Here is a 24,213-nt window from a genome sequence, read left to right as displayed (position 1 = left end):
GGGACGTCAGATGATGACGTCCTCGTGCATCGCGGCCATCAGGCTGGGATTGTCGCGATAGTCGACATGGACGCCGACCAGGACGGGGCCTTCCATCGCCATCGCCCTGCGCAGCGTCGGCCCGACATCGTCGGCGTCCTTGATCATGAGGCCCTGCGCGCCCATCGACTCGGCAAACTTCACCAGGTCGACGGGCCCGAAATGCACGCCTGAATCGCGGCCGTAAGCCGCGACCTGCTGGATGCCGACCATGTTGTAGCTGCCGTCGATCCAGACGACATGCACGAAGTTGCACTTGAGTCGGACCGCCGTCTCGAGTTCGACGGCGGAAAACAGGAAGCCGCCGTCGCCAGAGATGGAGATGACCTTGCGACCGGGCTCGGCCAGGCAGGCCGCGATGCCCCAGGGCAGGGCGACACCCAAGGTCTGCTGCCCGTTGCTGATCAGGATCTGCCGCGGCCGATGGCTGATGAGATGCCGCGCCATCCAGATATGGAAGGAGCCCATATCGGAGCAGAGCGTCACATCCTCGTCGATCAGCTTCTGGAGTTCGTGCACCAGTCGCAGCGGATGGACCGGGCTACCCGTGCGTTTGGCGGCCTCGGCGGCGACGGTCCCTCGCTCACGCTGGATCTCGGCCAGCAGTTCCGATTGCGTCGGTCGGTCCTTCGGCTGCAGGAGCGCCGACAGGGCGCGCAGGGTGGCGGCGCTGTCGCCCATCAGCTCGATGTCCGGCCGATAGTATCGGTCGTAGTCCGCCGGAATGCAGTCGATGTGGACCAGCTTGCGCGTGCGACCGGCATTCCAGAGGGCGGGGTCGTATTCGACGGGGTCGAAGCCCACCGTGATCACGAGATCGGCTTCGTCGAGCAGGCGGTCGGCCGGCTGGTTGTGGAACAGGCCGACCCGTCCGCCGAAACAGTCGAGCCTGTCGTGCGGCACGACGCCCGCGGCCTGATAGGTGCCGGCGACGGCGAGCCTCGTTCGGGCCAACAGCGCACGCACGGCCTGCGCCACAGGGCCCTGGCTCGCCAGCATGCCGAGCAGCATCACCGGCCGTTGCGCCGCCCCGATCATGGCGGCGGCGGCCGCGATCGCTTCGGTTGCGGCTGCGCCCATCATCGGGACGGTCGCCGGAGTCAGCACGGGGCCGGGCGCAGGCGCCTTCATGACGTCCTTGGGCAGGCCGAGAAAGGCCGTGCCCGGCCGGCCGGATTCGGCCGCACGGAACGCGGCGGCAGTCGCTTCGGAGATCGCCGACGGCGAATCGATCTCGGCGGCGTATTTAGTGATGGGGCGCAGCAGCGCCACTGTATCCATGCTCTGGTGCGCCTGCTTCAGCCGGTCGGCGATGGGCACGGCGCCGCCCAGCGCCACCACGGGATCGCCTTCGGTGTTGGCGGTGGCAAGGCCGGTGGCGAGGTTCGACACGCCGGGACCCGAGGTCACGAGGACGACGCCGGCCTTGCCAGTCAGCCGGCCGAGGCCCCCGGCGATGAAGGTCGCGTTCTGCTCGTGCCGGCAGACGACCAGCTTGATCTTCGAATCGGCAAGCGCATCGAAGACCGGGTCGATCTTGGCGCCGGGAATGCCGAATATGTACTCGACGCCCTGGGCTTCGAGGTTGCGCACCAGAAGGTGTGCGCCGTTCTTCGGATCGTTCATCGTTGCTCCGCTCTCGATTCCGGGCCGCGTCCGGGCGATCATGCACGTCCGGGCAACCCTTGTCGCCCGCGACGAAAGGATGGCGCAATGCCGAGGCTGACGACCGAAGTGTATCAATCGCTCATGGATGCGCTTATGGCGCACTGCGAGAAGACCGGTGAACCGTTGCGCCATTTCGTGTCCCGGGCGCTGTCGGAGGCACTGGGCCTCGACCATTCGACCCTGTTTCAGGTTTCGACGACGGGCGCGCTGGTGCAGGGCGTCTACAACGAGGCCGTCACGGTGGGCGGGCTCAGGCCGCACGGCGACTTCGGCCTCGGCACGTTCGAGGGGCTGGACGGCGAGATGGTCGTGCTCGACGGCAAGTTCTACCAGGCCCATGCCGACGGCCGCATAACCTTGCCCTCCGACAACGCGTCCGTGCCGTTCGCGACCCTCACCAACTTCCATCCGCAGCATCGCGGCAAGATCGAGAACATCGAATCCATGTCGTCGCTCATCGCCGCGCTCGACGGGCTGCGGCGGTCGGACAATCTCTTCTTCGCGGTGCGCATAGACGGTCATTTCGACGAGGTCTACTGGCGGGTTGCCTGCAAGGTCGAGGCGGGCGTGCATCTCGACAAGGCGACCGATGCCCAGGCCGAGTTCCGGCAGAAGGACGTCAGGGGCACGATGCTGGGCTTCTGGACGCCGGCCTATTCGCGAACGATCGGCGTCGCGGGATGGCATCTGCATTTCCTCACCGAAGATCGCAAGAGCGGCGGTCACGTGCTGGGGGTCAAGGCGGTGTCGCTCGACGTCCAGGTCCACGACCTCGACAATCTCCACCTCGCGATCCCGGAAACACGGGAATTCCTGCACGCCGACCTGACGCAGGACCCGGCGGCGGCGCTCGAAAAGGCCGAGATGGCAAAAGATCGCTAGGCCAGTGCCGAGGAATTGTCGCGCGAAGCCAGGTCGCGCCTTCCCTAAGGTCAGGCGCATCGAAGCCTGAGGGATCTGGACATGCGTGTTCTCGTGGTCGGCGCCGGCGCGATCGGCGGCTATTTCGGCGCGCGGCTGCTGGCGGCGGGGCGCGACGTCACCTTCCTGGTGCGGCCGGGCCGGGCGGCGCAGCTCGCCGGGACCGGCTTGGTGGTGAAGAGCAGGCTGGGCGATCTCGACCTTCCGCCGCCGCCAACGGTTACAGCCGACAAGTTGGCCGGGCCCTACGATCTCATCCTGCTGAGCTGCAAGGCCTTCGATCTCGACACTGCGATGGATTCATTTGCGCCGGCCGTTGGGCCGGACACGGCGATCCTGCCGCTGTTGAACGGCATGAGCCATCTCGATTCGCTGGTGGCGCGCTTCGGCGAGCGCGCCGTGCTGGGCGGTCAGTGTGCGATCTCGCTGGTGCTAGATCCCGAGGGGCGGGTGCTGCACCTGAACGATGGCGGCACGATCTCCTTCGGCGAGCGCTCCGGTTTGCGGACCGAACGCATCGATGCGGTCGCAGAGGTCTTCGCCGCCGCCCAGGTCCAAGGCGGCACCAGTGAAACCATCCTCCAGGAGATGTGGGAGAAGTGGGTGTTCATCTCCACGGCTGCCGGCATCACCTGCCTGATGCGCGCCGCAGTGGGGGATATCGTGGCGGCGGGAGCCGCCGACAGCACGCTGGCCTTGTTCGACGAGATCTCGTCGATCGCCGCGTCACAGGGCTTCGCGCCAAGGCCGGCTTCCGCGCAGCGCGCCAGGGCGATGCTCACGACCGCTGGTTCGCCGTTCACCGCGTCGATGTTGCGCGACGTCGAAAGCGGCCGGCCCGTCGAAGTCGATCACATGTTTGGCGACCTGCTGAAGCGCAGCGGCACGGCGGACGGTTTGCCTATGCTGCGGTTGGCTTACGCTCATCTCAAAGCCTATGAGGCCCGCCGGGCCCGCACGCAGAGAAAATCGTAGGAGAGACGCCGGCCCGCGGGACCGGCGTCCTCATCGTTCAGGTCTTGGGCGTCGGCGGGTTTGCCAGGATTTCGGCGCAGGCGCGCGCCACGTCGGAATCGGCATCCTTGGCACCGGGCATGGTGGCAAAGCCGCTCTTGGCGATCACGTTGCCGCGGTCCCAGGTGCTGGCCTTGCTGAGCTCGGTGATCTTCGTTGCCGCGTCGGGCTGCCGGTTGAAGCGGTCGACACAGATCGGCGCCAGGGCAACGACGACCGCGTCGCGGGCGGCCGCGGCAGACTCCTTGCTCGCCGTTCCGCCAGTGACCCAGCCGCCCCAGGTGAATCCGACGACCGCGCAGAGCACGGCGCCGCCGACAGCGGTCCAGATCAGTGTGGAGATGTTCTTTGGCATTTCCATGGGAATGTCCTTCCGGGGCCATGCGGCCCTTGTCAGCTCGGCGCGCGCGGGATTGCACAGCCGGCGTTCGACAGAACGAGGAAGCTCTAGAGCGAGACCGGCAACTCGGGCCGGTCTAGATGCGGTCGCCTCGGTTCACGGGCGGGAGCACATGCATCTCTCAGCCATCGCAGGCCGACCATTTGGTGAGCGATGGTATAGACTTCGTACAGGTTGAGCGCGGGAGTGTCCAACCGGCTGCAATAGTGATCGGATGGAAACGATGAGACAGACACTCTTCCTGGCGACGCTTGCTGTGACGCTGTTCTTCGAAGCCGGAGCACTGCAGGCGCAGCCACAGGAGGCGGCGCAGTTCATCGCGCAGTGGCAGAGCAGCAATGCCACCTGCCGCGCGCCGGCCACACCCGCCCTTGAATCGATTGCCGCCTGCGAGCAGCGCGACACCTATTCGAAGCTGCTGTCGGCCTCGAACTATTGCTATGGCCCGGGCGAAGGGGCGGCCCCGGCGGGCTGGACGCCGTGCGGCGGTGACCCCGCGTCGGGCAAGCCGAGCACCAAGGCGCTCGAGGACGCGGCGCTGGCGCGGGCGACGCAACAGTTCCAGAGGATGGGCGGCGTGTTCGTTCTGCCGGCGACGGTGAACGGCACTTCGACTGCGTACTTCATCGTCGATTCCGGCGCGGCCAACGTCCAGATCCCGGAGGAACTCGCCGAGGAACTGAAGCGCAACGGCACGCTCACCGAGGCCGATTCGCTGGGCCAGCGTCGCTTTACGCTAGCTGATGGCAGCGGCCTTCAGCAGCGCATCGTGCGGCTGCGCTCGATTCGGATCGGCGAGCGCACGATGGAGAACGTCATGGCCTCGGTGAGTCCGGCGCGCAGCCGGGCCCTGCTGGGGCAGAGCTTCCTGCGCCGCCTCAGCTCGTGGAAGATCGACAATGTGAGGAACTCGATCGAGTTCGAGTTCACCGGGTCGTTTTAAGCCGTAAGGTCCCGCCGCTCAGGTCGGCGCCGGGATTTTCGCGTCCTTGATGACCTTGCGCCAGCGCACGGTCTCGTCCGCCAGTCGCTTGGCGTAGGCTTCCGGCGTGCCGCCGGTCGGGATGAAGCCGAGTGACGTCAGCCGCTCGCGTACCGCCTCGGCCTTCAGCGCGGCATTCACCGCGGCGTTGATCTCCTGGATCGTCTCGCGTGGCGTGCCCGCCGTCGTCGCTACGCCGAAATAGACCGCAGCTTCGAGTTCCGGCATGCCCAGTTCGCTCGCCACCGGCACGGTCGGGATGTTGGCGACGCGGCTCTTGGCGCCACAGATCAGGCCGCGCATCGTGCCGGCCCGGATCTGCCCGTCGACCGGGGTGGTGACGTCGACGAAGGCGGGAACGTGGCCGGCGACCGCGTCGCGCAGCGCCTCGGCCGCCGCCTTGTAGGGGATGTGCTGGAGTTTGCCGTTGGTGCGCGTGGAGATCACCTCGCCCCAGAGATGAGGCAGGCCGCCGGAGCTCGAGGTCGAGTAGTGCACGGGGCCAGGCTGCGCTTTCACCCACTCGATGAACTCGGCGAAGGTCTTGGCCGGGTTGTTGGCATTGACCGCGAGCACGCAGGGAATGTCGGCGAGCTGCGCCACCATCGCCAGGTCCTTCTGCGGGTCGATCGGCATCGGGATGTCGAAAGCCGGCTGCAGGGCCGCCGTGGTCGTCAGGATCATCAGGCTGGTGCCGTCGGGCTTGCTCTTGGCGACGTTCACCATGCCGACCATCGTGCCGCCGCCGGGCCGGTTCTCGACCACGATGTTCTTTCCGGTGTCGGCCGACATGCGCTCGGCCAGGACGCGGCCGGCCGTGTCGGTCGAGCCGCCGGGACCATAGGGCACGACGAGGCGGATCTGGCCGCTCTGCCCGAAGGCGATCGAGGGCAGGGTGAGGGCGGCGGCGGTGCCGGCCACGAAACTACGGCGCTGGATCATGTGAAGTCCTTCCCTGATTGTTTTCATTATCGGGGAGGAAACTAGGTCGGGAGTTCGCTTCGCGGCAAGACGAGTGCGATGCCTCCGACCGCCAGCCGAACGGCAGATGGCGGTTTCAGGGCAGGGTCGTGCGCAACTTCGCCGTGCGTGCGGCATCGACGCTGCGGCCATTCGCAGCGATCGCGACGGCATAATCCTTTTCCGCGCTCTCGACGCTCACGATGCCGTCGCGGACGTCGCGCAGCACACGGTCCGGATCGCGCGCCGTGGGGTCGCCATAGCCGCCGCCGCCGGGCGAGAGCGCGCGGTAGCTTCCGGCGCCATGCCGTTCCACGCCGTATTTCGGTGCCTGGATGCGCGTGCCGTCGGCGAGGGTGAGAATGACCTTGCCGCCTGCACCTGCCCGTCCGCCCGCGACGCCGAAGCTCGACGGCGCGCCGGCACCCTCGCCGCGAAAGGCATAGTCGGCCGGGGTGAAGATCTCGACCTCGTAATCGCAGCCGGCGCCGCCGCGGAAGCGGCCGGCACCCGCGGTGTCGCAGCGCAGCTCCTGACGGCGGAAACGTGCCGGGTAGAGCTGCTCGTAAGTCTCGAGATTGGGCAGGGTGAGGCCGCCCAGTGTGATGAGGTGGCCGATCAGGTGGAAGCCGTCGCGGCCCTCGACGCCGCCGCCGGCCGGTGCACCGGCCCACTGATACATGACGTAGCGCCCACCATCCTCGCGCAGGCCCGCCGTGACGGCATGCACGGCCTTCGACCAGCCGGCCGAGGCGCGCTCGGGCAGGGCCTGGGCCAGCGCCTTCCACATCGCGTGGATGATCTCGTGCGCCACGAACACCGTGTTCATGGTCATGGGGGCCGGCATGCGCGCATTCACCAGAGTGCCTTCCGGCAGCCTGATCTCGACGCTGCGGAAGGCGCCTTCGTTTTTCGGCAGGTCGGGCTCGAAGAAGGAGGCCAGAGACATGAAGACCGCAGAGGTCGAGTTGGCGATCGAACTGTTCTTGAAGCCACGCACCTGCGGCGAGGTGCCGGCGAAATCCACGACCAGCTTGCGGTCCTTCACCGTGATGGCGACGGCGATCTTCGCGTCGATCGGCTCGAAGCAGTCATTGTCGACCGGCTCTTCGCCCTTCCACACACCCTGTTGCAGGCGATCGATGCAGGTCTGGAACCGCCGGTCTGCATGATCGAGCACACCTTCGAAGAATTCGTCGGCGCGGTCGACGCCCAGCTCCTCGACCAGCAAGGCCAGGCGCTCGGCGCCGATGCGCGTCGAGCCGATCATGGCGCGGAGGTCGCCGTCGAGCGCGTCGGGCAGGCGGGTGTTCAGCATCAGCAGGCGCCAGAGATCGTCGCGCACCTTGCCCGCTTCGATCAGCTTCAGCACCGGCAGGCGGATGCCTTCATGGAATATCTCGGTCGCCGCCGAATTGTAGGTACCGGCCGCGCCGCCGCCGATATCGGCCTGGTGGGCGCGGTTGCAGGCGAAGGCCACCAGCTTGTCGCCGACGAACACCGGCCGCGTGATCACCCAGTCAGGCAGGTGGTTGCCGCCCGCCGTGTAGGGATCGTTCAGCAGGAATACATCCTCGGGGGCGATGGCATCCTTGAAGTCGCGCAGGATGGCGCGCACGGCGAAGCCGCCGCCGCCGGTGTGGATCGGGATACCGTCGGCCTGGCTGATCAGCGTGCCGCGCGCGTCGGCGATGAAGCAGGAAAAATCGTGGCTCTGGCTGAAGATCGGCGACCGCGCGGTCCGCGTCATCACCCAACCCATCTGGTGCGAAATATGGTCGAGCCGGTTCTGCACCAGCGCCAGGGTGACGGGATCGAGAGAGGCGGCGCTCATGCGAGGGCTCCGACATGCACCAGGAAATCGTCGCGCTCGTCGACTTCGAGCACGTCGCGGGGGCCGACGAACGCCGTCGTCGTGCGCTCCTCGACCAGCAGCGGGCCGTCGAGACGGCAGCCCGGCCGCAGGTCGGCGCCGTCGTAGATCGGTACGTCGCGCCAGCCGGTCGCCGGATCGATCCAGACCTTGCGGGTCTCGCGCGGCTTGGGCGTATCGGTCTGAGGCGAGCGCGCCGCGGGCGGCGTCCAGTCGAGGCGGCCGCGGCCCACGACGCGCAATGCGGTGATGTCGATGCGTCCGCCCGGCTGGATGTGACCGAACAGCCGCTGATGCTCGGTTTCGAAAGCCTTGCGTGCGGCGGCGGCATCGAAGCCCGAGGCGGAAAGCGGCGCACGGACCGGCCATTGCTGGCCGTCATAGCGGAGGTCCAGCTGACGTTCGATCGCGACCTCGTCGGCGCCGAAGCCGTCGCGGGCCAGCGCCTCGCGGGCGCGCGCTTCGAGTTGGGCAAAGCCTGCTTCGAGTGCGGCGGTCTCGACCTTGTCGAGATCGGCCAGGAAGACCTGCAGGTAATCCTGCCGCACGTCTGACTGCAGCATGCCCATGGCGCAGAAGGCACCGGCGGCGCGCGGCAGCAGCGCGCGGCGGCTGCCCAGCGCGCGCGCGACGGCGGTGCCGTGCATCGGTCCGGCGCCGCCTGCGGCGACCAAAGTGAAGGTCGCGGGATTGTGGCCTCGCTCGATGCTGAGTCGCTCGACGGCGTGCAGCAGGTTCTGCTCGAGCAGCCGGATGACGCCCGCCGCCGCGTCCTCGACCGAGAGGCCGAGCGGCTTGGCGAGCTTTGTCTCGATGGCCTTGCGGGCAAGCTCGGCGTCGAGCGTGACGGCGCCACCGGCCAGCGGGCCCGGGCGCAGGCGGCCCAGCACGAGCTGTGCGTCGGTGACGGTCGGGTTCTCGCCGCCCAGCCCATAGGCTGCGGGGCCGGGGCGGGCGCCGGCGCCCTGCGGTCCGGCATGCAGCAGGCCGGCATCGTCGACCCAGGCGATCGTGCCGCCGCCGGCGCCGACCGTGTGGATCTCGACCGACGGCGTGGTGAGGTGATAGCCGTCGATGGTGAGTTCGTCGGTGACTGGCACGTCGCCGCGCGCCATGACCATCACGTCGCAACTCGTGCCCCCGATCTCCATCGAGATCAGATTGGCCTTCTCGCCGGGCGCGGCGCAGCCCTTCAGCGCGCCGACACCGGCCGCCGGGCCCGACAGGACCAGCATCACCGGCCGCGTCGCAACCTGGTCGACGGAGACGGCGCCGCCATTGCTCTGCAGCAGCAGCAGGGAGCGAGGCAGGCCGAACTGGCGCAACTGTTCGTCGAGCGCGCGGAGGTAGCTCGTCACCTTGGGCGCCACATAGGCGTTCACGACGGCGGTCGAGCCGCGCTCGTATTCGCCCATGGTCGGCATGACCTCGCTCGACAGCGAGACCCACTTGCCGTTCCAGGATTTTGCGAGCTGGCCGCCCACGGCGCGTTCATGGGCGCCATCGAGGAAGGAATTGAACAGGCAGACCGCGACCGACTCGACGCCTTCCTCGGCGAAGACCTTGGCCGCGGCATCGACATCCTCGACCTCGAGCGCCGCAAGCTCGGCGCCGTCGGCGGCGATGCGACCACGCACGGGCAGGCGCAGATAGCGCGGCACCAGCACCTGCGGGAAGGGCGCACGATGGTCCCACTGATTTTCGCGGATGCCACGACGGATCTCCAGCGAATCGCGGAAGCCTTCGGTCGTCAGCATGCCGACCTTGGCGCCCTTCTTTTCGAGGATCGTGTTGGTTGCCACTGTCGAGCCGTGCACGAACAGCGCGCAGTCGCGCAGCAGCGCGGTGAGGGTGATGTCGAGTTGCTGCGCAGCCAGCCGCAGCACACCCAGCACGCCCTCGCTGGGATCGGCCGGAACCGAGGGCGATTTGAAGATGCGCACGGCGCCGGCGGCGTCGCGCAGCACCATGTCGGTGAAGGTGCCGCCCACATCGACGCCGATGCGCCAGGGGGCGAGAAGGGCGGGAGGCGAGGCGGGAGCCGTCACTTCAGGAGGCTTCCCAGCACTTCGTCGGTGTGCTCGCCCAAGGTCGGCGCCGATCGCGGCGAATGCGGCCGCACATGGTCGAACGCGATCGGCAGGCCGACCACCTTCGGGCCGCCCGGCAACTGCTGGATGAGCTTCGATGCTTCCATCTGCTCCGTGCGAGCCAGCTCGCCGATGTCGTTCACCGCGGCGCAGGGCACGCCGGCCTTCTCCATGGCGTCCAGCCACTCCGCGCGCGGCCTGGCCTTGAGCGCCTCGGCGATCATCGGCAGCAACTCGGCCTTGTGGGCGACCCGCTGCGCGCTCTTCGCGAACTTTGGATCCTTGGCCCACTCGTCATGGCCCAGCACCTTGGCGCAGCGTGCCCACAGACGGTCGTTGCCGGGAGCGAGGCAGATCGGATGGTCGGCCGTGTCGAAGGTCTGGTAAGGCACGATCACCGGGCTGCCGGTGCCGTGCCGCTGGGAAACGGTGCCGTTGGCGATGTAGCTGTTCACTTGGCCCTCGACCCAGTGCACCGCCGAGTCGAACAGGGACGTATCGACCAGGCAGCCCTTGCCGGTCTTGTCGCGCAGGCGCAGGGCGGCCAGGGCGCCGATGGTGCAGAACATGCCGGTCGCCTTGTCGTTGATCGAGGCGCCGCAGAAGGTCGGCGGATCCTCCGGCCGGCCGGTCACGCTCATCATGCCGCCATAGGCCTGCAGCAGCGGATCGAAGGCCGGCTTCATGCGCAGCGGCCCCTGGTAGCCGAAGGCCCAGATCGAGCAGTAGATCAGGCGCGGATGGCGCGCGAGCATGGTCTCGGGACCAATGCCGACCTCATCGACCACCCCGGGGCGCAGGTTCTGGATCAGGATGTCGGCCGTCTCGCAGAGCTTATGGAGCTTGTCGACGTCTTCGGCGAGCTTGAGGTCGAGCACGACCGAGCGCTTGTTGCGGTTCTGCGAGTAGAAGTAGAGCGAGGTCTTGCCGTCCGGGCCGAACGGAGGGCCCCAGATGCGGGCATCGTCGCCGCCATCGGGCTTCTCGATCTTGATCACGTCGGCGCCCATGTCGGCCAGAATCACCCCGGCCAGCGGACCGGCCAGCGCCTGGCCCACCTCAATGACGCGAACTCCCTCGAGCGGTAGTGTCACTTGCAATCCTCTTCCCGAGCCTGACGGCATGCGTTCGTCGCCGGCATCCTAGCCGCCGACGCCCGTCGCACGCTACTTGAAGAGGCTCGCGAAGCGGAACCGTCTACTCGACGAAGGCCTTTTCGACGACGAACTCGCCGGGCGTCGTGGTGCTTCCCTCAGCAAGTCCCATGCCTTCGAGCAGGGCGCGGATGTCGGCCAGCATCTGGACCGAACCGCAGAGCATGAACCGGTCATTCTCGCGCGACAGCGGCGGCAGGCCGACATCCTTCGCCAGCGTGCCGTTCTCGATCAGGTGCGAGATACGACCGCGATACTTGAACGGCTCGCGGGTCACGGTCGGGTAGTAGACGAGCTTGTCGCGCACCATGTCGCCCAGGATCTCGTCGGCCGGCAGCTCGTCGGCCAGGGTGGACCGGTAGGCGAGGTCGCGGACATGGCGGCAGCCGTGGACCAGGATGACCTTCTCGAAGCGCTCGTACACGTCGGGATCGCGCACGATCGACAGGAAGGGGGCGAGGCCCGTTCCGGTGCCCAGCAGATAGAGGTTGCGGCCCGGAGTCAGGCTGTCGAGCAGCAGCGTGCCGACCGCCTTGGCACCCACCAGCACCGGATCTCCCGGCGTCAGGTTCTTGAGATGCGCGGTGAGCTTGCCGTCCGGCACCTTGATGGAGAAGAACTCCAGCTCGTCCACATAGTGCGGGCTGGCGATCGAGTAGGCCCGGAGCACCGGCTTGCCCTCGACCTTCAGGCCGATCATCGTGAACTGGCCGCTGGCGAAGCGGAATCCCTTGTCGCGGGTGGTCCGGAAGCTGAACAACTCGTCGGTCCAGTGATGCACCGACAAAACGGTCTCGTTCCTCAACGCGCTCACGCTAAACGCTCCTACGCAACGGGCCGGCCAGACGCCGGATGCGACTGGATATAGTGCAGTGCAGCAAAAATAGCCAGATGCGCGAGTAATTCGCAATAGCAGAAATGTCGCGTGCCAGCGGTCGCTCGCGGGTTGGTGCGGGAGCCCTATACTCGGGCGAACCGGTGAGAGAGGTCTCGGGCGATGAGGCTCATTGTTGCGCTGCTGGGGACGATGCTGACCTTACTGCCGTCGGCGCTTCGGGCCGCGGAGCCGGTCGACATGCTGCTGGTGCTGGCCGCCGACGTGTCGCGCAGCGTGACCGATCCCAAGTTCAGGCTACAGCGTGAAGGCGCGGCGGCCGCCATCACCCATCCCGAAGTCGTCCGAGCTATCACGTCGGGGCCTCATCGACGCATCGCCGTGTGCTTCGTCGAATGGGCGTCGGCCAACATGCAGAACGTCGTCATCGACTGGGTCGCAATCGGCGACGGCGCCTCGGCCCGTCGGTTCGGCGACCGGCTGATCGAATCTCCCCGCTCCTTCGCTGGCAGCACTTCGATCAGCGCCGCGATCGACTTCGCCGTGAGTCAATTCGAGCGCGCGCCCTTCGCCTCCGACCGGCGGGTGATCGACGTCTCCGGTGACGGCAACAACATCGCGGGGCGGCTGGTGACCGACGCGCGTGACGATGCACTGGCGAAGAACGTCACGATCAACGCGCTGGTCATCCTGACGCCCATCGAGGAGGCATTCCGTCCCGAACACACCAACCCGCCGGGCGGCCTGGAGAAGTACTTTCAGGAAAATGTCATTGGCGGCCCCGGCGCCTTCACCATCGTCGCCGAGAACCACGGAGCCTTCGGCCGGTCGATGACGAAGAAGCTGATCCAGGAGATTGCGGGCTTGCCTCGCAACGAGTTGGCGGCGGGGGACTGACTACTCCGCCGTCGCGCCCGACGCCTTGATGATCGGCAGCCACAGCGCCTGATCGTCGGCGATCAGCTTGCGGGCGGCAGCCGGCGTGTCGGGCGGCAGCACCTCGAAGCCCTGAACCAGGAGCTTCTCCTTGACCTCCGGCATCTGGGCGATGCGGCCGATCTCGGTATTGAGGCGGGCCACGATCGGCGCGGGCGTGCCGGCCGGTACCGCGAAGCCCAGCCAGGTGGCGACCACGTAGTCCGGGATGCCCGTCTCCATCATGGTCGGCACGTCGGGCAGGATAACCGAGCGATCCTTCGTGGTGACGGCTAGCGCCTTCAGCTTGCCGGCCTTGATCTGGCTCACCACGGTTGGCGCATTGAAGAAGCCCGTCGTTACCTCGCCATTGATCACGGCGAGGACGGCGGCCGGCGCGCCACGATAGGGCACGTGCTGCAGCTTCACGCCGGTGCGCTGCTCCAGGATGACGCCCGACATGTGCAGGCTGCTGCCGACGCCGCTCGACCCGTAGGTGAGTTCGCCCGGCTTGGCGCGCGCCTGTGCGATCACGTCGGCGACGGTCTTGGCGGGGTTTGCGGTCGAGACGACCATGACGTTGGTGAGGATGCCGGTCGTCGCGATCGGAATGAGATCCTTCAGGGGATCGTAGCCCGGCGCCTTGTAGAGACCCATGTTGAAGACGGTGGCGCCCTGCGAGGTAAGCAGCAGCGTGTAGCCGTCGGCCGGAGCCCGCGCGCCTTCGGCGGTGCCCAGCAGGCCGCCGGCGCCACCCTTATTGTCGATGACGACCGGCTGGCCGAGCGCCTTCGCGAGCTGCTCACCGAACGTCCGGCCGACCGTATCGGCACCGGAGCCCGCGGCGAAGGGGATGATCAGCCGGATTGGGCGGTCCGGCCATTCTGCCGCCATCGCCGTGCCGGTTGCGAGCATCGTCGAGCCGAGGAGCAGCGTCCCCGCGAGGGCGTGCCGGCGTGTCAGAATCTGGCGTGATGATTTCATGTATGTCCCTCCCGGGAATCCACGGGGCGGCGTTGCTCGCAGCCTCCATTCGTCTCGACAGTACCCTCAAGGCCGCTTCGCTGTCAGGTCCCATCGCACGAAAGCCGCGCACGGGGCGCGGCTTTCGGCAGTTCTGCGGCTTTGCGTCGGCTACTTGTCGAGCCAGACGTCCTCGAAGCGTGAGCCGTTGTAGAGGCTGTTCACCATCGGGCGGAAGCCCTTCACGTGGGGATGCCAGCAGGTGCCCGAGGCATTCCACATGATGATGGGACGGAAGCCCTCCTCGAGGATCTGTTTATCGATCTCCCAGACCAGCTTCTTACGCTTCTCGATGTCGCGCTCGGCCGACTGGATCGGGAAGAGCTTCTCGATCTCGGGATTGCAGTAGCCGACATAGTTGCGCTCCGACTTGCAAGCATAGTGCTCGAAGTAGGTCTGGTCGGGATCGTCGACGCCGTTTCCGGTCGTGTTGAGGCCGACCGAGTAGTCCTTGCGCGCGACCTTGTTGAACCACAGGGCGGTGTCGACCAGGTCGAGTTCGCCGTCGATGTAGATCTCCTTGAGCTGGTCGATCAGGATCACCGCCGGGTCGCGATAGAGCAGATGGTTGCGGGTCGAGACCTTGAGCTTGAGCCTGTTGTCGGGCCCGTAACCCAGCTTCTTCATAATCGCCTGCGCTTCGGCCCGGTTCTTGGCGACGTCGGGTCCATAGCCCTCCACCTTGTCGAACAGCTCCTTCGGCATGCCCCAGACGCCGCCCGGCGCGGGCTCCATGACACCGCCAGCTTCGCCGGCGCCCTGGGCGAGGATGTCGATAAACGACTTGCGGTCGATGGTGAGGAGCATCGCGCGGCGGATGTCGGGGTTGTCGAATGGCGGCGCTGCGCTGTTCACGATCAGGTTGGTACTGTTGTTCATCGGCGCGACCTCGCAGACGGCGCTTGAGGCCTGGGCCTTGATGTCCTTGAGCAGCGGGATGGTGACGGCGTAGGGCGCCGTCATGTCGTAGCGGCCCGACACGAAGCCCAGCATGGCGGTGCCGCGGGCCGGCACGATCGGCATATCGATGCCATCGAGATAGGGCTTGCCCTTCTTGAAGTAGTCCGGGTTGCGGACGAGCTTGACGATTTCCTTCTGCTTGAACTCGCCGAGCTTGAAGGGACCGGTGCCGATCGGCTTGGTGCGCATCTGCGCCGTCGGCACGTGGCAGGAATAGACGGGGCTGTAGCCCGAGGCGAGCAGGATCAGCAGCGAGGGCTGCGGCTGGCCGAGATGGAAGGTCACCTCGCGGTCGCCGTTGGTCGTGACCTCCTTCAGGTTCCAGTACCAGGAGGTGCGCGGATTCTTGCGCAGCTTCTGGGTCTCACTCTTGCCCGTCAGCATGTCCCAGGTGCACTTAACGTCGGCCGAAGTAAACGGCTTGCCGTCATGCCACTTGGCATTGCCCACCAGCTTGAAGGTCAGCTTCTTGCCGTCCTCGCTCCACGACCAGCTTTCGGCCAGGTCGGGACGGATCGACTCGAGGCTGTTTTGCGGAATCTGCTGATCGAAGACGACGAGGTTGTTGTAGAGCCCCATGAAGGGAACGACCGTCGAGGTCGTCGCTTCCTCGTGGATCGAGGTACTCGGCGGATTGTCCGCAATGTACATCTTCAAAGTGCCACCGCTCTTCTGCGCGAGCGCCGGCGCGGCCGACAGGCCGAGCGCCGCCACCACACCGAGGAATCCGATCGATAAACGCATGAACCCAATCCTCCCAAACCCAATTGCAGAGAGGATGGCGTGGTGTGGCTTCCGCGTCGAGAGCGCCCGTCCGGCTAGCGAATTGTCTTATCGGATCATGGCACGCAGCTTCGATGACATCAGGTCGGCGGCGAGCACGAGGATGAGGATCACGATGACGCAGGCCGCCGTGTCCTCGTAGGCGAAGAGCTTCATCGAGCTGATCAGCTCGAAACCGATGCCGCCCGCACCGACCATCCCCAGCACCGTCGACACGCGGATGTTGGTTTCGAATCGATAGAGCACGACGCCGATCCAGGCGGGCAGGACCTGGGGCAGCACGCCGAACACGATGCGCTGCAGGGTGCCTGCGCCGGCCGCGCGCAACGCATCGAGCGGACCCTCGTCGATCTCCTCGATCGCCTCGGCGAAGAACTTGCCCAGCATGCCGGCGCCGTGCAGAGCGATGGCGAGCACGCCTGCGAAGGGACCGAGGCCGACTGCGGCGACGAAGATCAGGGCCAGGATGATCTCGTTGATGCCGCGCATCACGTTCAGCACTTGACGCAGTCCGTGGAAGACCCAGGCGTAGGGCGAGAGGTTGCGCGCCGCGAAGAAGCAGACGGGCAGTGCCAGCACGATGCCGAGCAGGGTGCCCCACAACGCGATCTGGACTGTCTCGATCGCGGGCTTCACCAGCTTCTCCATGAAGGCGAAGTTGGGCGGCAGCATGCGGCCGACGAAGTCGGCGATCCACGGCAGCCCATCGATGAAGCCGGATATGCTGAGATGCGTGCCGACGGCCGACCACCAGAGGGCGGCGACCGTGGCACCGAGAATTGGAACCATGATCCACCAGCCGAGCGGACCGCGTGGTTTGTTGACGACGAATTGCAGGGACATTTTTCAAGCCCTCCCTTCGAGAGCGAGGACGGCCTCGGCTTCCGCTGCGGCGCGGCGGCGCTCGGTGAGCCGCTGGGCGGCGTCGAGGACGTTGGGGTCGTCGAGGCCAGGATAGATGCTGCGGATGACGTCGCCGCTCACGCCTGCCGGCGCACCGTCATAGACGACGCGGCCGGCCGAGAGACCCACGACCCGCTCGGCGAATTCGAGTGCATAGTCGATCTGGTGAAGATTGCAGAGGACAGCGATGTTCGATTCCTTGCAGCTCTTCTTGAGGTAATTGAGCACGGTGCGCGAGGTCTTTGGATCGAGGCTTGCGACCGGTTCGTCGGCCAGCATGAACTTGGGCTGCTGCGCCAGCGCGCGGGCGATGCCGACCCGCTGCTGTTCGCCGCCCGAGAGAGCATCGGCACGGTTGCGGGCCTTATGGGACATCGCGACCTGCTCGAGGCAATGCAGGGCGATCTTCACGTCGGCCTCGGGGAAGAGCTGCAGGCTGCTGAGGATCGGCGAGAGGTCGGCCATGCGGCCGACCAGCACGTTCTTCAGCACGCTGAGGCGTTTCACCAGATTGTGCTGCTGGAAGATCATGGCGACGTTGCGCCGGAGCAGGCGCAGGTCGCGGCGGTTGGACGACAGCGACGTGCCGTCGACCACGATGTCACCGGCCGTCGGCTCGATGAGCCGGTTGATGCAGCGCAAGAGCGTCGACTTGCCGGCGCCCGACGGTCCCAGCACGACGACGAACTCGCCGGGCCGGATCGATAGGCTGACATCCTGGAGCGCCTGGTGGTCGCCATAGGATTTGGCGAGGCCGCGGATTTCGATCATCGGTCGATCTCCCTGAGAGCAGGCGTGGGGCTACTTCTGCTTCTTGAGATCGATATTCGCGAGCTTCGCTGTCTCGCGAACGATGTCGTAGGCCTGGTCGTTGGTTTCCTTGAAGCCGTTGAGCTTGCCCTGGTCGGACCAGTTGAGATTCTTGATCGAGAGGAAGGCGGCCTTCACCTTGGCCTTCGTCTCGGGCGACAGGTCCTTGCGCCACACCATCGGCGATTCCGGGATCGGCGGCGATTCCCACACGACCTGGATCTGGTCGGCCTTGATGTGGCCTTTGGCGATGGCGGCATCGAGGATGCGGTCGGCAATGGTGGCGGCATCGACCTTGCCGTTGGCGACGGCCAGCGCGTTGGCGTCGTGCGCGCCGGTGAACAGTACGGTCTTGAAGTCGCGCTTGGGTTCGATGCCGGCCTTGAGCAGGCCCGCCAGCGGGAAGGCGTAGCCGGAGGTCGAGGCGGGATCGACGAAGGCGAAGTTCTTGCCCTTGAGGTCCTCGAGCGTTTTGATGCCGCTCGACTTCAGGGCGATGATCTTGGAATGATAGTAGGTGCGGCCGGCCTTGGCGGTCTCGGCGATCGCGAAGGCCTCGACCGGGGTCACGGTGGTGGCCAGCACGTAGGAGAAGGGCCCGAGATAGGCGATGTCGAGATGCTTGGCGCGCAGTGCCTCGATGACGCCGTTATAGTCGGTGGCCACGAAGCCCTGGACCTTCATCCCGGAGTTCTTCTCGACCGCGTCGAGAATGTCCTTGCTCTGGGCGAGCATCGCCCGCGAATCCTCGGAGGGAATCAGTCCGACCTTGAGCACCTGCTGGGCCTGCGCGTGAGCCGCGCCCCAGCTGCCGACGGTTCCTCCCGCCAGCAGCGAGCCGGCGGTCAAAATCCCGAAATCGCGACGCGTCATCCTGGTCATCTTTGTTTCCTCCGTTGTTTCTTTTCTTTGACGTCTAAGCGGCCATTTCGGCCAACAGCGCCTCCCGGCGTCCGATGAAGTTGCGTCCGCGGTCGCCTGCCAGCGCGTCGTCGACGAGGCGCGCCCAGTCGCGGGCGGCGATGCCGTGATCGGTGGCATCGGGCGAGATGCCGAGTTTCGTCAGGAAGGCCTCGAGGCGCGCGGCGCCCGCCAGCAGGTCGTTGCCGAAGATGCGTCGCAGCGAGGCGTCGCAGGCGGCGTCGCAGCCGGCCACGGCCCGCATCACCATGGGCAGGCTGAACGAGCAGGCGATGCCGTGCGGGACACCATGATGCAGGGTGAGGTGATAGGACAGCGAATGGGCGAGTGCCGTACGCGTGTTGGAGAAAGCGAGGCCCGCGAAGAGGCTGGCGCGCGCCAGGCGCGTGCGCAGCGCCTCGTTCCTCAAATCGTCGGCGAGCAGCGGCAAGGCCTCGATCACCTCACGCGCGGCGACCTCGGCCAGCGAACCAGACACCGGGTTGGCGTTGACGTTCCAGATGCTTTCCAGCGCATGGCTGAGCGCATCAAGGCCGGTGCTGATCGTGATGGCGCGCGGCAGACCGAGCGTCAGCAGCGGATCGACCAGCGCCGCTTCGGGGTAAAGCGTCTCGCGGGCCAGTGAGTATTTCTTCATTGCCACGGTGTCCCAGACCGTGGCCCATGACGTGACTTCGCTGCCGGTTCCTGCCGTCGTGGGAATGGCGATGATCGGCGTGCGACCGAGGGTATCGCCGCCCTTGCCGGTTTCGAGATGGCGCCTGACCCTTTCGAAATCGCCCGAGGCCGCGGCCAGAACCTTGGCGGCGTCCATCACCGAGCCGCCGCCCAGCGCCACGATGGCCTCGACGGACCGTGGGGCCGTCGCATAGGTGCGGCAGGACTCGGTGAGTCCCACGAAGTCAGGGTTGGGACCGATGTTGCTCACCGTCACCGCCGGCGCGCCGGCCTGGGCGACGACGCGCCGCGCGAGGTCGGCGAAGACACCACCGCCATTGGCGTCGTCGTAGGTCACGAGGCAATAGGCCCGGCCGGCCAATATCTTGCCCAGCGTCTCGAAGACGCCGGCACCGAACTTCACGTCGACCGGATTACGGTAGCGCCACATCCGCGCGTTACTCCCATGGCTCACTGGCTTGGACTTGTCGTCCTTTTGACAATCTTCCGGCCGCTTCTCACATTTAACCAATTCAAACATTCTCGAAGTGACATTGAGAAAATCAATATGAGGCATACGCAGCTCCGCTCCTTCCACGCGGTTGCGCAACGATCGAGCTTCACCGCCGCCGCGCGAGAGCTGGGCGTCAGCCAGCCCACCATCACCACACAGGTGAAGTCGCTGGAGCTGGAATTCGGCGTCGAGCTGTTCGTGCGTCGCGGCCGCCGCATCGAACTGACCGAGACCGGCAGCGGCCTTCTGGAGATCACACGCCGGCTTTTTGCCGATGAGAAGGAAGCGGCCGACTATCTCAACGAAACGCGGGGCCTCAAGACCGGCCACCTGCGCGTTGGTGCCGTCGGTCCCTATCATGTCACCGACATGCTGGCGGCTTTCAACGCGCGCCATCCCGGCCTCTACGTCTCGGTCACCGTCGGCAATTCGCGCGACACGCTACGCGACCTCCTGGACTACCGGACAGACGTGGCGGTGCTGGCCCATGTCGATCCCGATCCGCGACTGGTCGCCATTCCCTATCGCCGCCACCGGGTCATCGCCTTCTGCCCCGCCGACCATCCGTTCGCGCAGCGCCGCAGTATCCGCGCGCGCGACATGGAGGGGCAGCGGCTGATCGTTCGCGAGGCGGGCTCGACGACGCGCCGTGCCTTCGACCAGGCGATGCGGGAGGCCGATGTACGGCCCAAGGTCGTGATGGAGATCGGCAGCCGCGAATCGATCCGCGAGGCGGTGGCCAAGGGGATCGGCATGGGCGTGGTGTCGGAGGCGGAGTTCATCCCCGATCCGCGCATCCGGAAGCTGCCGATCGCGGATGCCGAGATCTATACCTACGCCCATGTCGTTCATCTGAAGGAGCGGCAGAAGGCGCGCCTCGTGCACGCCTTCCTTCAGGTGCTCACCGGCCTGCTGCCGGTCAGTTCGCCATCCAGCCGCCGTCGACCATCAAATTCTCGCCGGTGATGAAGCTCGCTTCGTCGGAGGCGAGGAACAAGGCGGCGTTGGCGACGTCCTCCGATCGGCCGAGGCGCGGCAGCGGCGTGCGGGCGTGGGAATAGTCGATCCAGCGCGGTTCGATCGCGCGGCCCGTCTTGCCGGTCAGGATCTTGCCCGGCGCGACGGCATTGCAGATGACGCTGTCGCGGCCGTAGTCGGAGGCGATCTGGCGCGTGATGTAGACCACCGCCGATTTGGAGACGCCGTAGGAGAAATCCTCGGGCGAGGAGATCATGCCGTGCTGTGAGGAGATGTTGACGATGCGCCCGCGCGCCTCGTTGCGGATTTCCTGTGTCAGCATCCGGCGCACGGCGGCGCGGCACATCAGGAAGACGCCGGTGACGTTCACCTCCATCACCCGGTTCCATTCCTCTAGGCTGGTGTCGGTGAGCTTCTTCGCCGATCGGATGGCCGCGTCGTTGACCACGATGTCGAGCCGGCCGGTCGGCAGGGCCGCCCGGCGGACGGCTTCCTCGACATCCTTCTCGTTCGAGACGTCGCCCTGGAAGAAGGGCACGTCGAGGATCCTGTGTGTCGGCTCGCCGCCTTCGACGACAGCTTCGGTGACGTCCATCAGCAGGAGGGTCGCCCCCTCGGCATGGAACTTCTTGGCGATGGCACGGCCGATGCCCGAGGAGGCACCGGTGATGAGGGCGGTCTTGCCGGCAAGTCGGTTCATGGCGTCACCCGACGCAAGGATCGTGCCCTAGCCGCGCCGCACGCTGGCGCCGCCGTCCACCGGCAGGGTGACGCCGGTGATGAAGCTCGCCTCGTCGGAGGCGAGGAAGAGAGCGGCATTGGCGACATCCCAGCCGGTGCCCATCTTCTTGCGCAGCGGCACCTTGGAGTCGCGTTCGGCCTCAACCTCGGCGCGGCTCTTCTTGAAGGTACGGGCGCGCGTGTCGACGGCCATGGGCGTGTTCATCAGACCGGGCAGGATGACGTTGGCGCGGATGCCGTATTGCGCGTTCTGGTAGGCGAGCTGCTCGGTGAAGGAAACCATGGCCGACTTGGTCGCCTTGTAGGCGACGTAGGGATAGGTGGTGATCACTGCCATCGACGAGATGTTGATGATCACGCCGCTCTGTTGCTCGCGCATGATCGGAAGCACGTGCTTGGCGGCAAAGATGCAGCTCTTGAGGTTGATCGCCACGCAGCGGTCGAAGGCCTCGCTGGTGATGTCGAGCAGCTCGGCGTCGCCGCCTGAGAGCGACACGCCGACATTGTTGTGCAGGATGTCGATCCGGCCCCAGCGGGCATGGGCGTCGTCGACCATCGCCTTGAGGTCGGCGTTGCTGGTCACATCGGCCTTGAAGGCGGCCGCCGTACCCTGATTGACGCCGATCATCTCGACGGTTTCCTTCGCCGAGTCGACATTGTGATCGACGCACAGGACCTTGGCGCCCTCGCGTGCGAAGGTGAGGGCGGTGGCGCGGCCGTTGCCCATGCCTTCGCCGGGGCTCTGCCCGGCGCCGACGACGATGGCGACTCGATCTTTCAGACGCATGTCACTTCACTCCGGGGATCGGGTACTGTTTGAGTACCTCTTTGTATTGCGGCTCGTTGTCGATCTGCATGGTAGCGAGCACGCGGACGACGGCGCAGTAGAAGGCGATGGTGAGCACCAGGTCGGTCATGTGCTCGTCCGACAGATCCTTCTTGATCTCGGCGAAGGTCGCGTCGGACATGGCAAGAGTCTTCACCATCTCGCGCGCGCCCTTGAGGATCGCCTTCGTGAGCGGCTCGAGTTGGGAAGGCTTGCCCTCGGTCTCGGCCATCAGGCCCTTTATGTCCTCGTCGGTGACGCCGAATTCCTTACCGATCTTCACATGGTGGGTGAATTCATATTCCGACTTCTCCAGCCAGCCGACTTGAAGGATCGCCAGCTCGCGCAGGCGAGGATCGAGCTTGCTCTTGAAGCGGATGTAGCCGCCCAGGCCGTTGAAGGCGCGCGCCATGTCGGGCGAGTTGACCAGAAGCTTGTGCAGGTTGGTGTTTCGCTTGAGCATGTCGCGATACTCGGGCGCGACCTGGTCGGGCTCGAGGTAGGGCAGGCGGGCCATCTTGGTTGTTCTCCCTTATTGGTTGGTTGCTTCAGTGATCTTGTGAATCGCGCTCCGGCCCCTGCAGCGTCACACCGCCGTCGACGACCAGAACTTGGCCGGTGATGTAGCGGGCATGGTTGCTCAGCAGGAAACGCACGGCGTGACCGACGTCCCAGCCCGTACCCTCGGTCTTGAGGACGGAGGCCCTGGCGCGCTGGGCGCGCGCCGCCTCGCTCATGCCGTTGCCGCGGGCATAGACCATCGGCGTGTAGACCGGGCCGGGGCAGATGCAGTTCACGCGGATATTGTCGCGGCCATGGTCGACCGCCATCGCCTGGCTGAGGCCGATGACGGCGGCCTTGGAGGTCGTATAGGTCGTCAGCCCGCGCGGCCGCAGCGCCGAGATCGACGAGATGTTCACGATCGAGCCGCCCTTGGCCGTCTTGATCATCGCCGGGATGGCATGCTTGGAGAGCAGGAACATCGTCTCGACGTTCACCTGCATCACGCGGCGATAGTCCTCGGGCTTCTCCTCGACCACCGAGCCGCGGCTGCCGATGCCGATATTGTTGTCGAGGAAGTCGAGCCGTCCCCAGCGATCGACCGCGGCATCGACCAGCCGCTTGCACTCGGTCTCCTGCGTCATGTCACCGGCATGAGCCGCGGCATGCTGGCCGCCCTCGGCCTGAATCATTTCGACCGTGCGCTGCGCCAGCTTCAGGTCCCGGTCGGCCACCAGCACATGGGTGCCGGCGCGGGCCAGCAGGATCGCTGCCGCGCGGCCATTGCCGATACCGTCCCCGGCCGCGCCGCCGCCGGAAATGATCGCCACCTTGCCGGCCAGCCCGGCATCGTCCTCTGGGCCTTTCATGAATTCCTCCCTAGGGCAGGCCGGCGCCGGGTACGTCGACCCGCATCGTCTCGATGCGGCCGTCCTTCTTCTCGGCGATGGCGGGGCCGCTGCCGCTGTTGGTCACGACGAACAGGGTGCGGCGGTCACGGCCGCCCAGCATGCAGGCATAGGCGGCACGTTCGCCGAGATCGAGATCGTGGGTGACCGTGCCGCCTTCGAGCACGCGGATCATGTGATGGGTGAAGGCGCCGGTGACCCAGATGCCGCCCTCGGCATCGAGGCAGATGCCGTCGGGATTACAGGTCGGCGTCTCCGCCCAGACGCGCCGATTCGACAAGGTGCCGTCCTCCCTGATGTCGAACGCCGTGAGCCGCTTGGCGAAGGTCTCGCCGATGATCATCGTCCTGCCGTCGGGCGTGATGACGGTGCCGTTGGGGAACATCAGCTCGTCGGCGGCGGCATGGACGGAGCCGTCGGGATCGACGCGGGCCAGTACGGCGGGGCGCGGCTTCTCGCCGGCGTGCCGGTCGAAGCCGAAATTGCCGACATAGGCGCGACCCTTGGCATCGACGATCATGTCGTTGCACAGGCCGGTCGCGATCGCGCCCAGTTCCGCCTCGACGGCGAGCTTGCCGCCTGCAAAGCGCATCAGCCGGCGGTCGGTCATGCTGACGATCAGCATCGTGCCGTCGGGGCGCCAACCCAGTCCGGACGGCTGGCCGGGCACTTCGACGATCGTTTCAGTCCTGCCGCTCTCGTCGACGGTCCGCACCTGGTGGACATAGAAGTCGGAGAAATAGAGCCGGTCGTCGCGCCAGCGCGGGCCTTCGCCGAAGGAGAGGCCGGCGAGCAGACGTTCGAGTTTCATGATGCGTCCTGCCGGGGGCGCGCCAC

23 protein-coding genes are annotated in these 24,213 nt (G+C 66.4%); 5 read left to right on the top strand and 18 right to left on the bottom strand.

Annotated features, from left to right (window positions below; all coding sequences use genetic code 11):
• Window positions 1-6 precede the first annotated feature (6 nt).
• Entirely contained in the window at window positions 7-1,665 is a 1,659-nt protein-coding gene (alsS, locus tag ACT6UX_RS11990; RefSeq protein WP_444775377.1) for an acetolactate synthase AlsS, read from the bottom strand.
• 87 nt (window positions 1,666-1,752) lie between these two features.
• Between alsS and budA the strand changes: the two genes are divergently transcribed.
• Both budA and panE read left to right on the top strand, forming a co-directional pair.
• Complete coding sequence (gene budA / locus ACT6UX_RS11985; protein WP_444775376.1) at window positions 1,753-2,589, top strand: acetolactate decarboxylase; 837 nt, start codon at window positions 1,753-1,755, stop codon at window positions 2,587-2,589.
• Between the two features lie 81 nt (window positions 2,590-2,670).
• On the top strand, window positions 2,671-3,603 hold the full coding sequence (gene panE / locus ACT6UX_RS11980) for a 2-dehydropantoate 2-reductase (RefSeq protein WP_444775375.1): 933 nt from the start codon (window positions 2,671-2,673) through the stop codon (window positions 3,601-3,603).
• A 37-nt stretch (window positions 3,604-3,640) separates the two neighbouring features.
• Here panE and ACT6UX_RS11975 read toward each other — a convergent pair whose 3' ends face one another.
• Entirely contained in the window at window positions 3,641-4,003 is a 363-nt protein-coding gene (locus tag ACT6UX_RS11975; RefSeq protein ID WP_444775374.1) for a hypothetical protein, read from the bottom strand.
• A 262-nt stretch (window positions 4,004-4,265) separates the two neighbouring features.
• Here ACT6UX_RS11975 and ACT6UX_RS11970 point away from each other — a divergent pair, with 262 nt between their 5' ends.
• A complete protein-coding gene (locus ACT6UX_RS11970) occupies window positions 4,266-4,985 on the top strand; it encodes a retropepsin-like aspartic protease family protein (RefSeq protein WP_444775373.1) in 720 nt (239 codons plus the stop codon).
• Window positions 4,986-5,003: 18 nt separating this feature from the next.
• On the opposite strand, the gene ACT6UX_RS11965 is transcribed toward ACT6UX_RS11970, so the two are convergent.
• The 5 genes from ACT6UX_RS11965 to ACT6UX_RS11945 all read right to left on the bottom strand — a co-directional run bounded on the left by ACT6UX_RS11965 (window position 5,004) and on the right by ACT6UX_RS11945 (window position 11,915).
• Window positions 5,004-5,966 carry a Bug family tripartite tricarboxylate transporter substrate binding protein gene (locus tag ACT6UX_RS11965; protein ID WP_444775372.1) on the bottom strand — a complete coding sequence of 321 codons (963 nt, stop codon included), beginning with the start codon at window positions 5,964-5,966 and terminating at the stop codon, window positions 5,004-5,006.
• Window positions 5,967-6,081: 115 nt separating this feature from the next.
• Window positions 6,082-7,818, bottom strand: a complete 1,737-nt coding sequence (locus ACT6UX_RS11960; protein WP_444775371.1) for a hydantoinase B/oxoprolinase family protein — start codon at window positions 7,816-7,818, stop codon at window positions 6,082-6,084.
• Window positions 7,815-9,905: a hydantoinase/oxoprolinase family protein gene (locus tag ACT6UX_RS11955; RefSeq protein WP_444775370.1), complete on the bottom strand. Its 2,091-nt coding sequence runs from the start codon at window positions 9,903-9,905 to the stop codon at window positions 7,815-7,817. The genes ACT6UX_RS11960 and ACT6UX_RS11955 overlap by 4 nt, the downstream gene beginning before the upstream one ends.
• Window positions 9,902-11,041, bottom strand: coding sequence for a CaiB/BaiF CoA transferase family protein (locus ACT6UX_RS11950; RefSeq protein ID WP_444775369.1), 1,140 nt, complete (start codon window positions 11,039-11,041; stop codon window positions 9,902-9,904). The genes ACT6UX_RS11955 and ACT6UX_RS11950 overlap by 4 nt, the downstream gene beginning before the upstream one ends.
• 103 nt (window positions 11,042-11,144) lie before the next feature.
• Window positions 11,145-11,915 carry a ferredoxin--NADP reductase gene (locus tag ACT6UX_RS11945; RefSeq protein WP_444775368.1) on the bottom strand — a complete coding sequence of 257 codons (771 nt, stop codon included), beginning with the start codon at window positions 11,913-11,915 and terminating at the stop codon, window positions 11,145-11,147.
• Between the two features lie 183 nt (window positions 11,916-12,098).
• Between ACT6UX_RS11945 and ACT6UX_RS11940 the strand changes: the two genes are divergently transcribed.
• Window positions 12,099-12,833 carry a DUF1194 domain-containing protein gene (locus tag ACT6UX_RS11940; protein ID WP_444775367.1) on the top strand — a complete coding sequence of 245 codons (735 nt, stop codon included), beginning with the start codon at window positions 12,099-12,101 and terminating at the stop codon, window positions 12,831-12,833.
• On the opposite strand, the gene ACT6UX_RS11935 is transcribed toward ACT6UX_RS11940, so the two are convergent.
• The 6 genes from ACT6UX_RS11935 to psrA form a co-directional block, all read right to left on the bottom strand.
• Window positions 12,834-13,835, bottom strand: coding sequence for a Bug family tripartite tricarboxylate transporter substrate binding protein (locus ACT6UX_RS11935; protein WP_444775366.1), 1,002 nt, complete (start codon window positions 13,833-13,835; stop codon window positions 12,834-12,836).
• Window positions 13,836-13,985: 150 nt separating this feature from the next.
• A complete protein-coding gene (locus ACT6UX_RS11930; RefSeq protein WP_444775365.1) occupies window positions 13,986-15,578 on the bottom strand; it encodes an ABC transporter substrate-binding protein in 1,593 nt (530 codons plus the stop codon).
• Window positions 15,579-15,665: 87 nt separating this feature from the next.
• Complete coding sequence (phnE, locus tag ACT6UX_RS11925) at window positions 15,666-16,460, bottom strand: phosphonate ABC transporter, permease protein PhnE (protein WP_444775364.1); 795 nt, start codon at window positions 16,458-16,460, stop codon at window positions 15,666-15,668.
• A gap of 3 nt (window positions 16,461-16,463) precedes the next feature.
• Window positions 16,464-17,291 carry a phosphonate ABC transporter ATP-binding protein gene (gene phnC, locus ACT6UX_RS11920; RefSeq protein WP_444775363.1) on the bottom strand — a complete coding sequence of 276 codons (828 nt, stop codon included), beginning with the start codon at window positions 17,289-17,291 and terminating at the stop codon, window positions 16,464-16,466.
• Window positions 17,292-17,321: 30 nt separating this feature from the next.
• Window positions 17,322-18,212: a phosphonate ABC transporter substrate-binding protein gene (phnD, locus tag ACT6UX_RS11915; protein WP_444775362.1), complete on the bottom strand. Its 891-nt coding sequence runs from the start codon at window positions 18,210-18,212 to the stop codon at window positions 17,322-17,324.
• A 34-nt stretch (window positions 18,213-18,246) separates the two neighbouring features.
• The gene (gene psrA, locus ACT6UX_RS11910; protein ID WP_444775361.1) at window positions 18,247-19,359 is read right to left on the bottom strand and encodes an iron-containing alcohol dehydrogenase PsrA; all 1,113 of its coding nucleotides are present in this window, start codon (window positions 19,357-19,359) and stop codon (window positions 18,247-18,249) included.
• A 117-nt stretch (window positions 19,360-19,476) separates the two neighbouring features.
• On the opposite strand from psrA, the gene ACT6UX_RS11905 reads away from it, so the two are divergent.
• The gene (locus tag ACT6UX_RS11905) at window positions 19,477-20,388 is read left to right on the top strand and encodes a LysR substrate-binding domain-containing protein (protein WP_444775360.1); all 912 of its coding nucleotides are present in this window, start codon (window positions 19,477-19,479) and stop codon (window positions 20,386-20,388) included.
• Here the strand turns inward: ACT6UX_RS11905 and ACT6UX_RS11900 are convergent.
• From ACT6UX_RS11900 to ACT6UX_RS11880, 5 genes are read right to left on the bottom strand one after another with little or no spacing between them, the layout of a single operon-like run.
• Entirely contained in the window at window positions 20,342-21,100 is a 759-nt protein-coding gene (locus ACT6UX_RS11900; protein WP_444775359.1) for an SDR family NAD(P)-dependent oxidoreductase, read from the bottom strand. The two genes, ACT6UX_RS11905 and ACT6UX_RS11900, sit on opposite strands and share 47 nt — an antisense overlap.
• Before the next feature lie 27 nt (window positions 21,101-21,127).
• On the bottom strand, window positions 21,128-21,928 hold the full coding sequence (locus ACT6UX_RS11895) for an SDR family NAD(P)-dependent oxidoreductase (RefSeq protein WP_444775358.1): 801 nt from the start codon (window positions 21,926-21,928) through the stop codon (window positions 21,128-21,130).
• A 1-nt stretch (window position 21,929) separates the two neighbouring features.
• Complete coding sequence (locus ACT6UX_RS11890) at window positions 21,930-22,484, bottom strand: carboxymuconolactone decarboxylase family protein (RefSeq protein WP_444775357.1); 555 nt, start codon at window positions 22,482-22,484, stop codon at window positions 21,930-21,932.
• Window positions 22,485-22,515: 31 nt separating this feature from the next.
• Window positions 22,516-23,337, bottom strand: coding sequence for an SDR family NAD(P)-dependent oxidoreductase (locus ACT6UX_RS11885; RefSeq protein WP_444775356.1), 822 nt, complete (start codon window positions 23,335-23,337; stop codon window positions 22,516-22,518).
• A 10-nt stretch (window positions 23,338-23,347) separates the two neighbouring features.
• The gene (locus tag ACT6UX_RS11880; protein WP_444775355.1) at window positions 23,348-24,187 is read right to left on the bottom strand and encodes an SMP-30/gluconolactonase/LRE family protein; all 840 of its coding nucleotides are present in this window, start codon (window positions 24,185-24,187) and stop codon (window positions 23,348-23,350) included.
• Window positions 24,188-24,213: the final 26 nt, after the last annotated feature.

Source organism: Reyranella sp., from assembly GCF_052439685.1.
GTDB lineage: Bacteria > Pseudomonadota > Alphaproteobacteria > Reyranellales > Reyranellaceae > Reyranella.
This window is presented reverse-complemented; position numbering and strand designations above follow the sequence as displayed.

Bases quoted from the DNA above. Each gene is read 5' to 3' on its own strand.
- ACT6UX_RS11970 (WP_444775373.1), top strand. From the start codon at position 4,266: ATGAGACAGACACTCTTCCTGGCGACGCTTGCTGTGACGCTGTTCTTC.
- ACT6UX_RS11900 (WP_444775359.1), bottom strand. From the start codon at position 21,100: ATGAACCGACTTGCCGGCAAGACCGCCCTCATCACCGGTGCCTCCTCG.
- phnE (WP_444775364.1), bottom strand. From the start codon at position 16,460: ATGTCCCTGCAATTCGTCGTCAACAAACCACGCGGTCCGCTCGGCTGG.
- ACT6UX_RS11940 (WP_444775367.1), top strand. From the start codon at position 12,099: ATGAGGCTCATTGTTGCGCTGCTGGGGACGATGCTGACCTTACTGCCG.
- ACT6UX_RS11975 (WP_444775374.1), bottom strand. From the start codon at position 4,003: ATGGAAATGCCAAAGAACATCTCCACACTGATCTGGACCGCTGTCGGC.
- ACT6UX_RS11960 (WP_444775371.1), bottom strand. From the start codon at position 7,818: ATGAGCGCCGCCTCTCTCGATCCCGTCACCCTGGCGCTGGTGCAGAAC.
- phnD (WP_444775362.1), bottom strand. From the start codon at position 18,212: ATGACCAGGATGACGCGTCGCGATTTCGGGATTTTGACCGCCGGCTCG.
- ACT6UX_RS11930 (WP_444775365.1), bottom strand. From the start codon at position 15,578: ATGCGTTTATCGATCGGATTCCTCGGTGTGGTGGCGGCGCTCGGCCTG.
- psrA (WP_444775361.1), bottom strand. From the start codon at position 19,359: ATGTGGCGCTACCGTAATCCGGTCGACGTGAAGTTCGGTGCCGGCGTC.
- ACT6UX_RS11895 (WP_444775358.1), bottom strand. From the start codon at position 21,928: ATGCGTCTGAAAGATCGAGTCGCCATCGTCGTCGGCGCCGGGCAGAGC.
- ACT6UX_RS11890 (WP_444775357.1), bottom strand. From the start codon at position 22,484: ATGGCCCGCCTGCCCTACCTCGAGCCCGACCAGGTCGCGCCCGAGTAT.
- ACT6UX_RS11935 (WP_444775366.1), bottom strand. From the start codon at position 13,835: ATGAAATCATCACGCCAGATTCTGACACGCCGGCACGCCCTCGCGGGG.
- ACT6UX_RS11880 (WP_444775355.1), bottom strand. From the start codon at position 24,187: ATGAAACTCGAACGTCTGCTCGCCGGCCTCTCCTTCGGCGAAGGCCCG.
- phnC (WP_444775363.1), bottom strand. From the start codon at position 17,291: ATGATCGAAATCCGCGGCCTCGCCAAATCCTATGGCGACCACCAGGCG.
- ACT6UX_RS11965 (WP_444775372.1), bottom strand. From the start codon at position 5,966: ATGATCCAGCGCCGTAGTTTCGTGGCCGGCACCGCCGCCGCCCTCACC.
- ACT6UX_RS11905 (WP_444775360.1), top strand. From the start codon at position 19,477: ATGAGGCATACGCAGCTCCGCTCCTTCCACGCGGTTGCGCAACGATCG.
- budA (WP_444775376.1), top strand. From the start codon at position 1,753: ATGCCGAGGCTGACGACCGAAGTGTATCAATCGCTCATGGATGCGCTT.
- alsS (WP_444775377.1), bottom strand. From the start codon at position 1,665: ATGAACGATCCGAAGAACGGCGCACACCTTCTGGTGCGCAACCTCGAA.
- ACT6UX_RS11885 (WP_444775356.1), bottom strand. From the start codon at position 23,337: ATGAAAGGCCCAGAGGACGATGCCGGGCTGGCCGGCAAGGTGGCGATC.
- panE (WP_444775375.1), top strand. From the start codon at position 2,671: ATGCGTGTTCTCGTGGTCGGCGCCGGCGCGATCGGCGGCTATTTCGGC.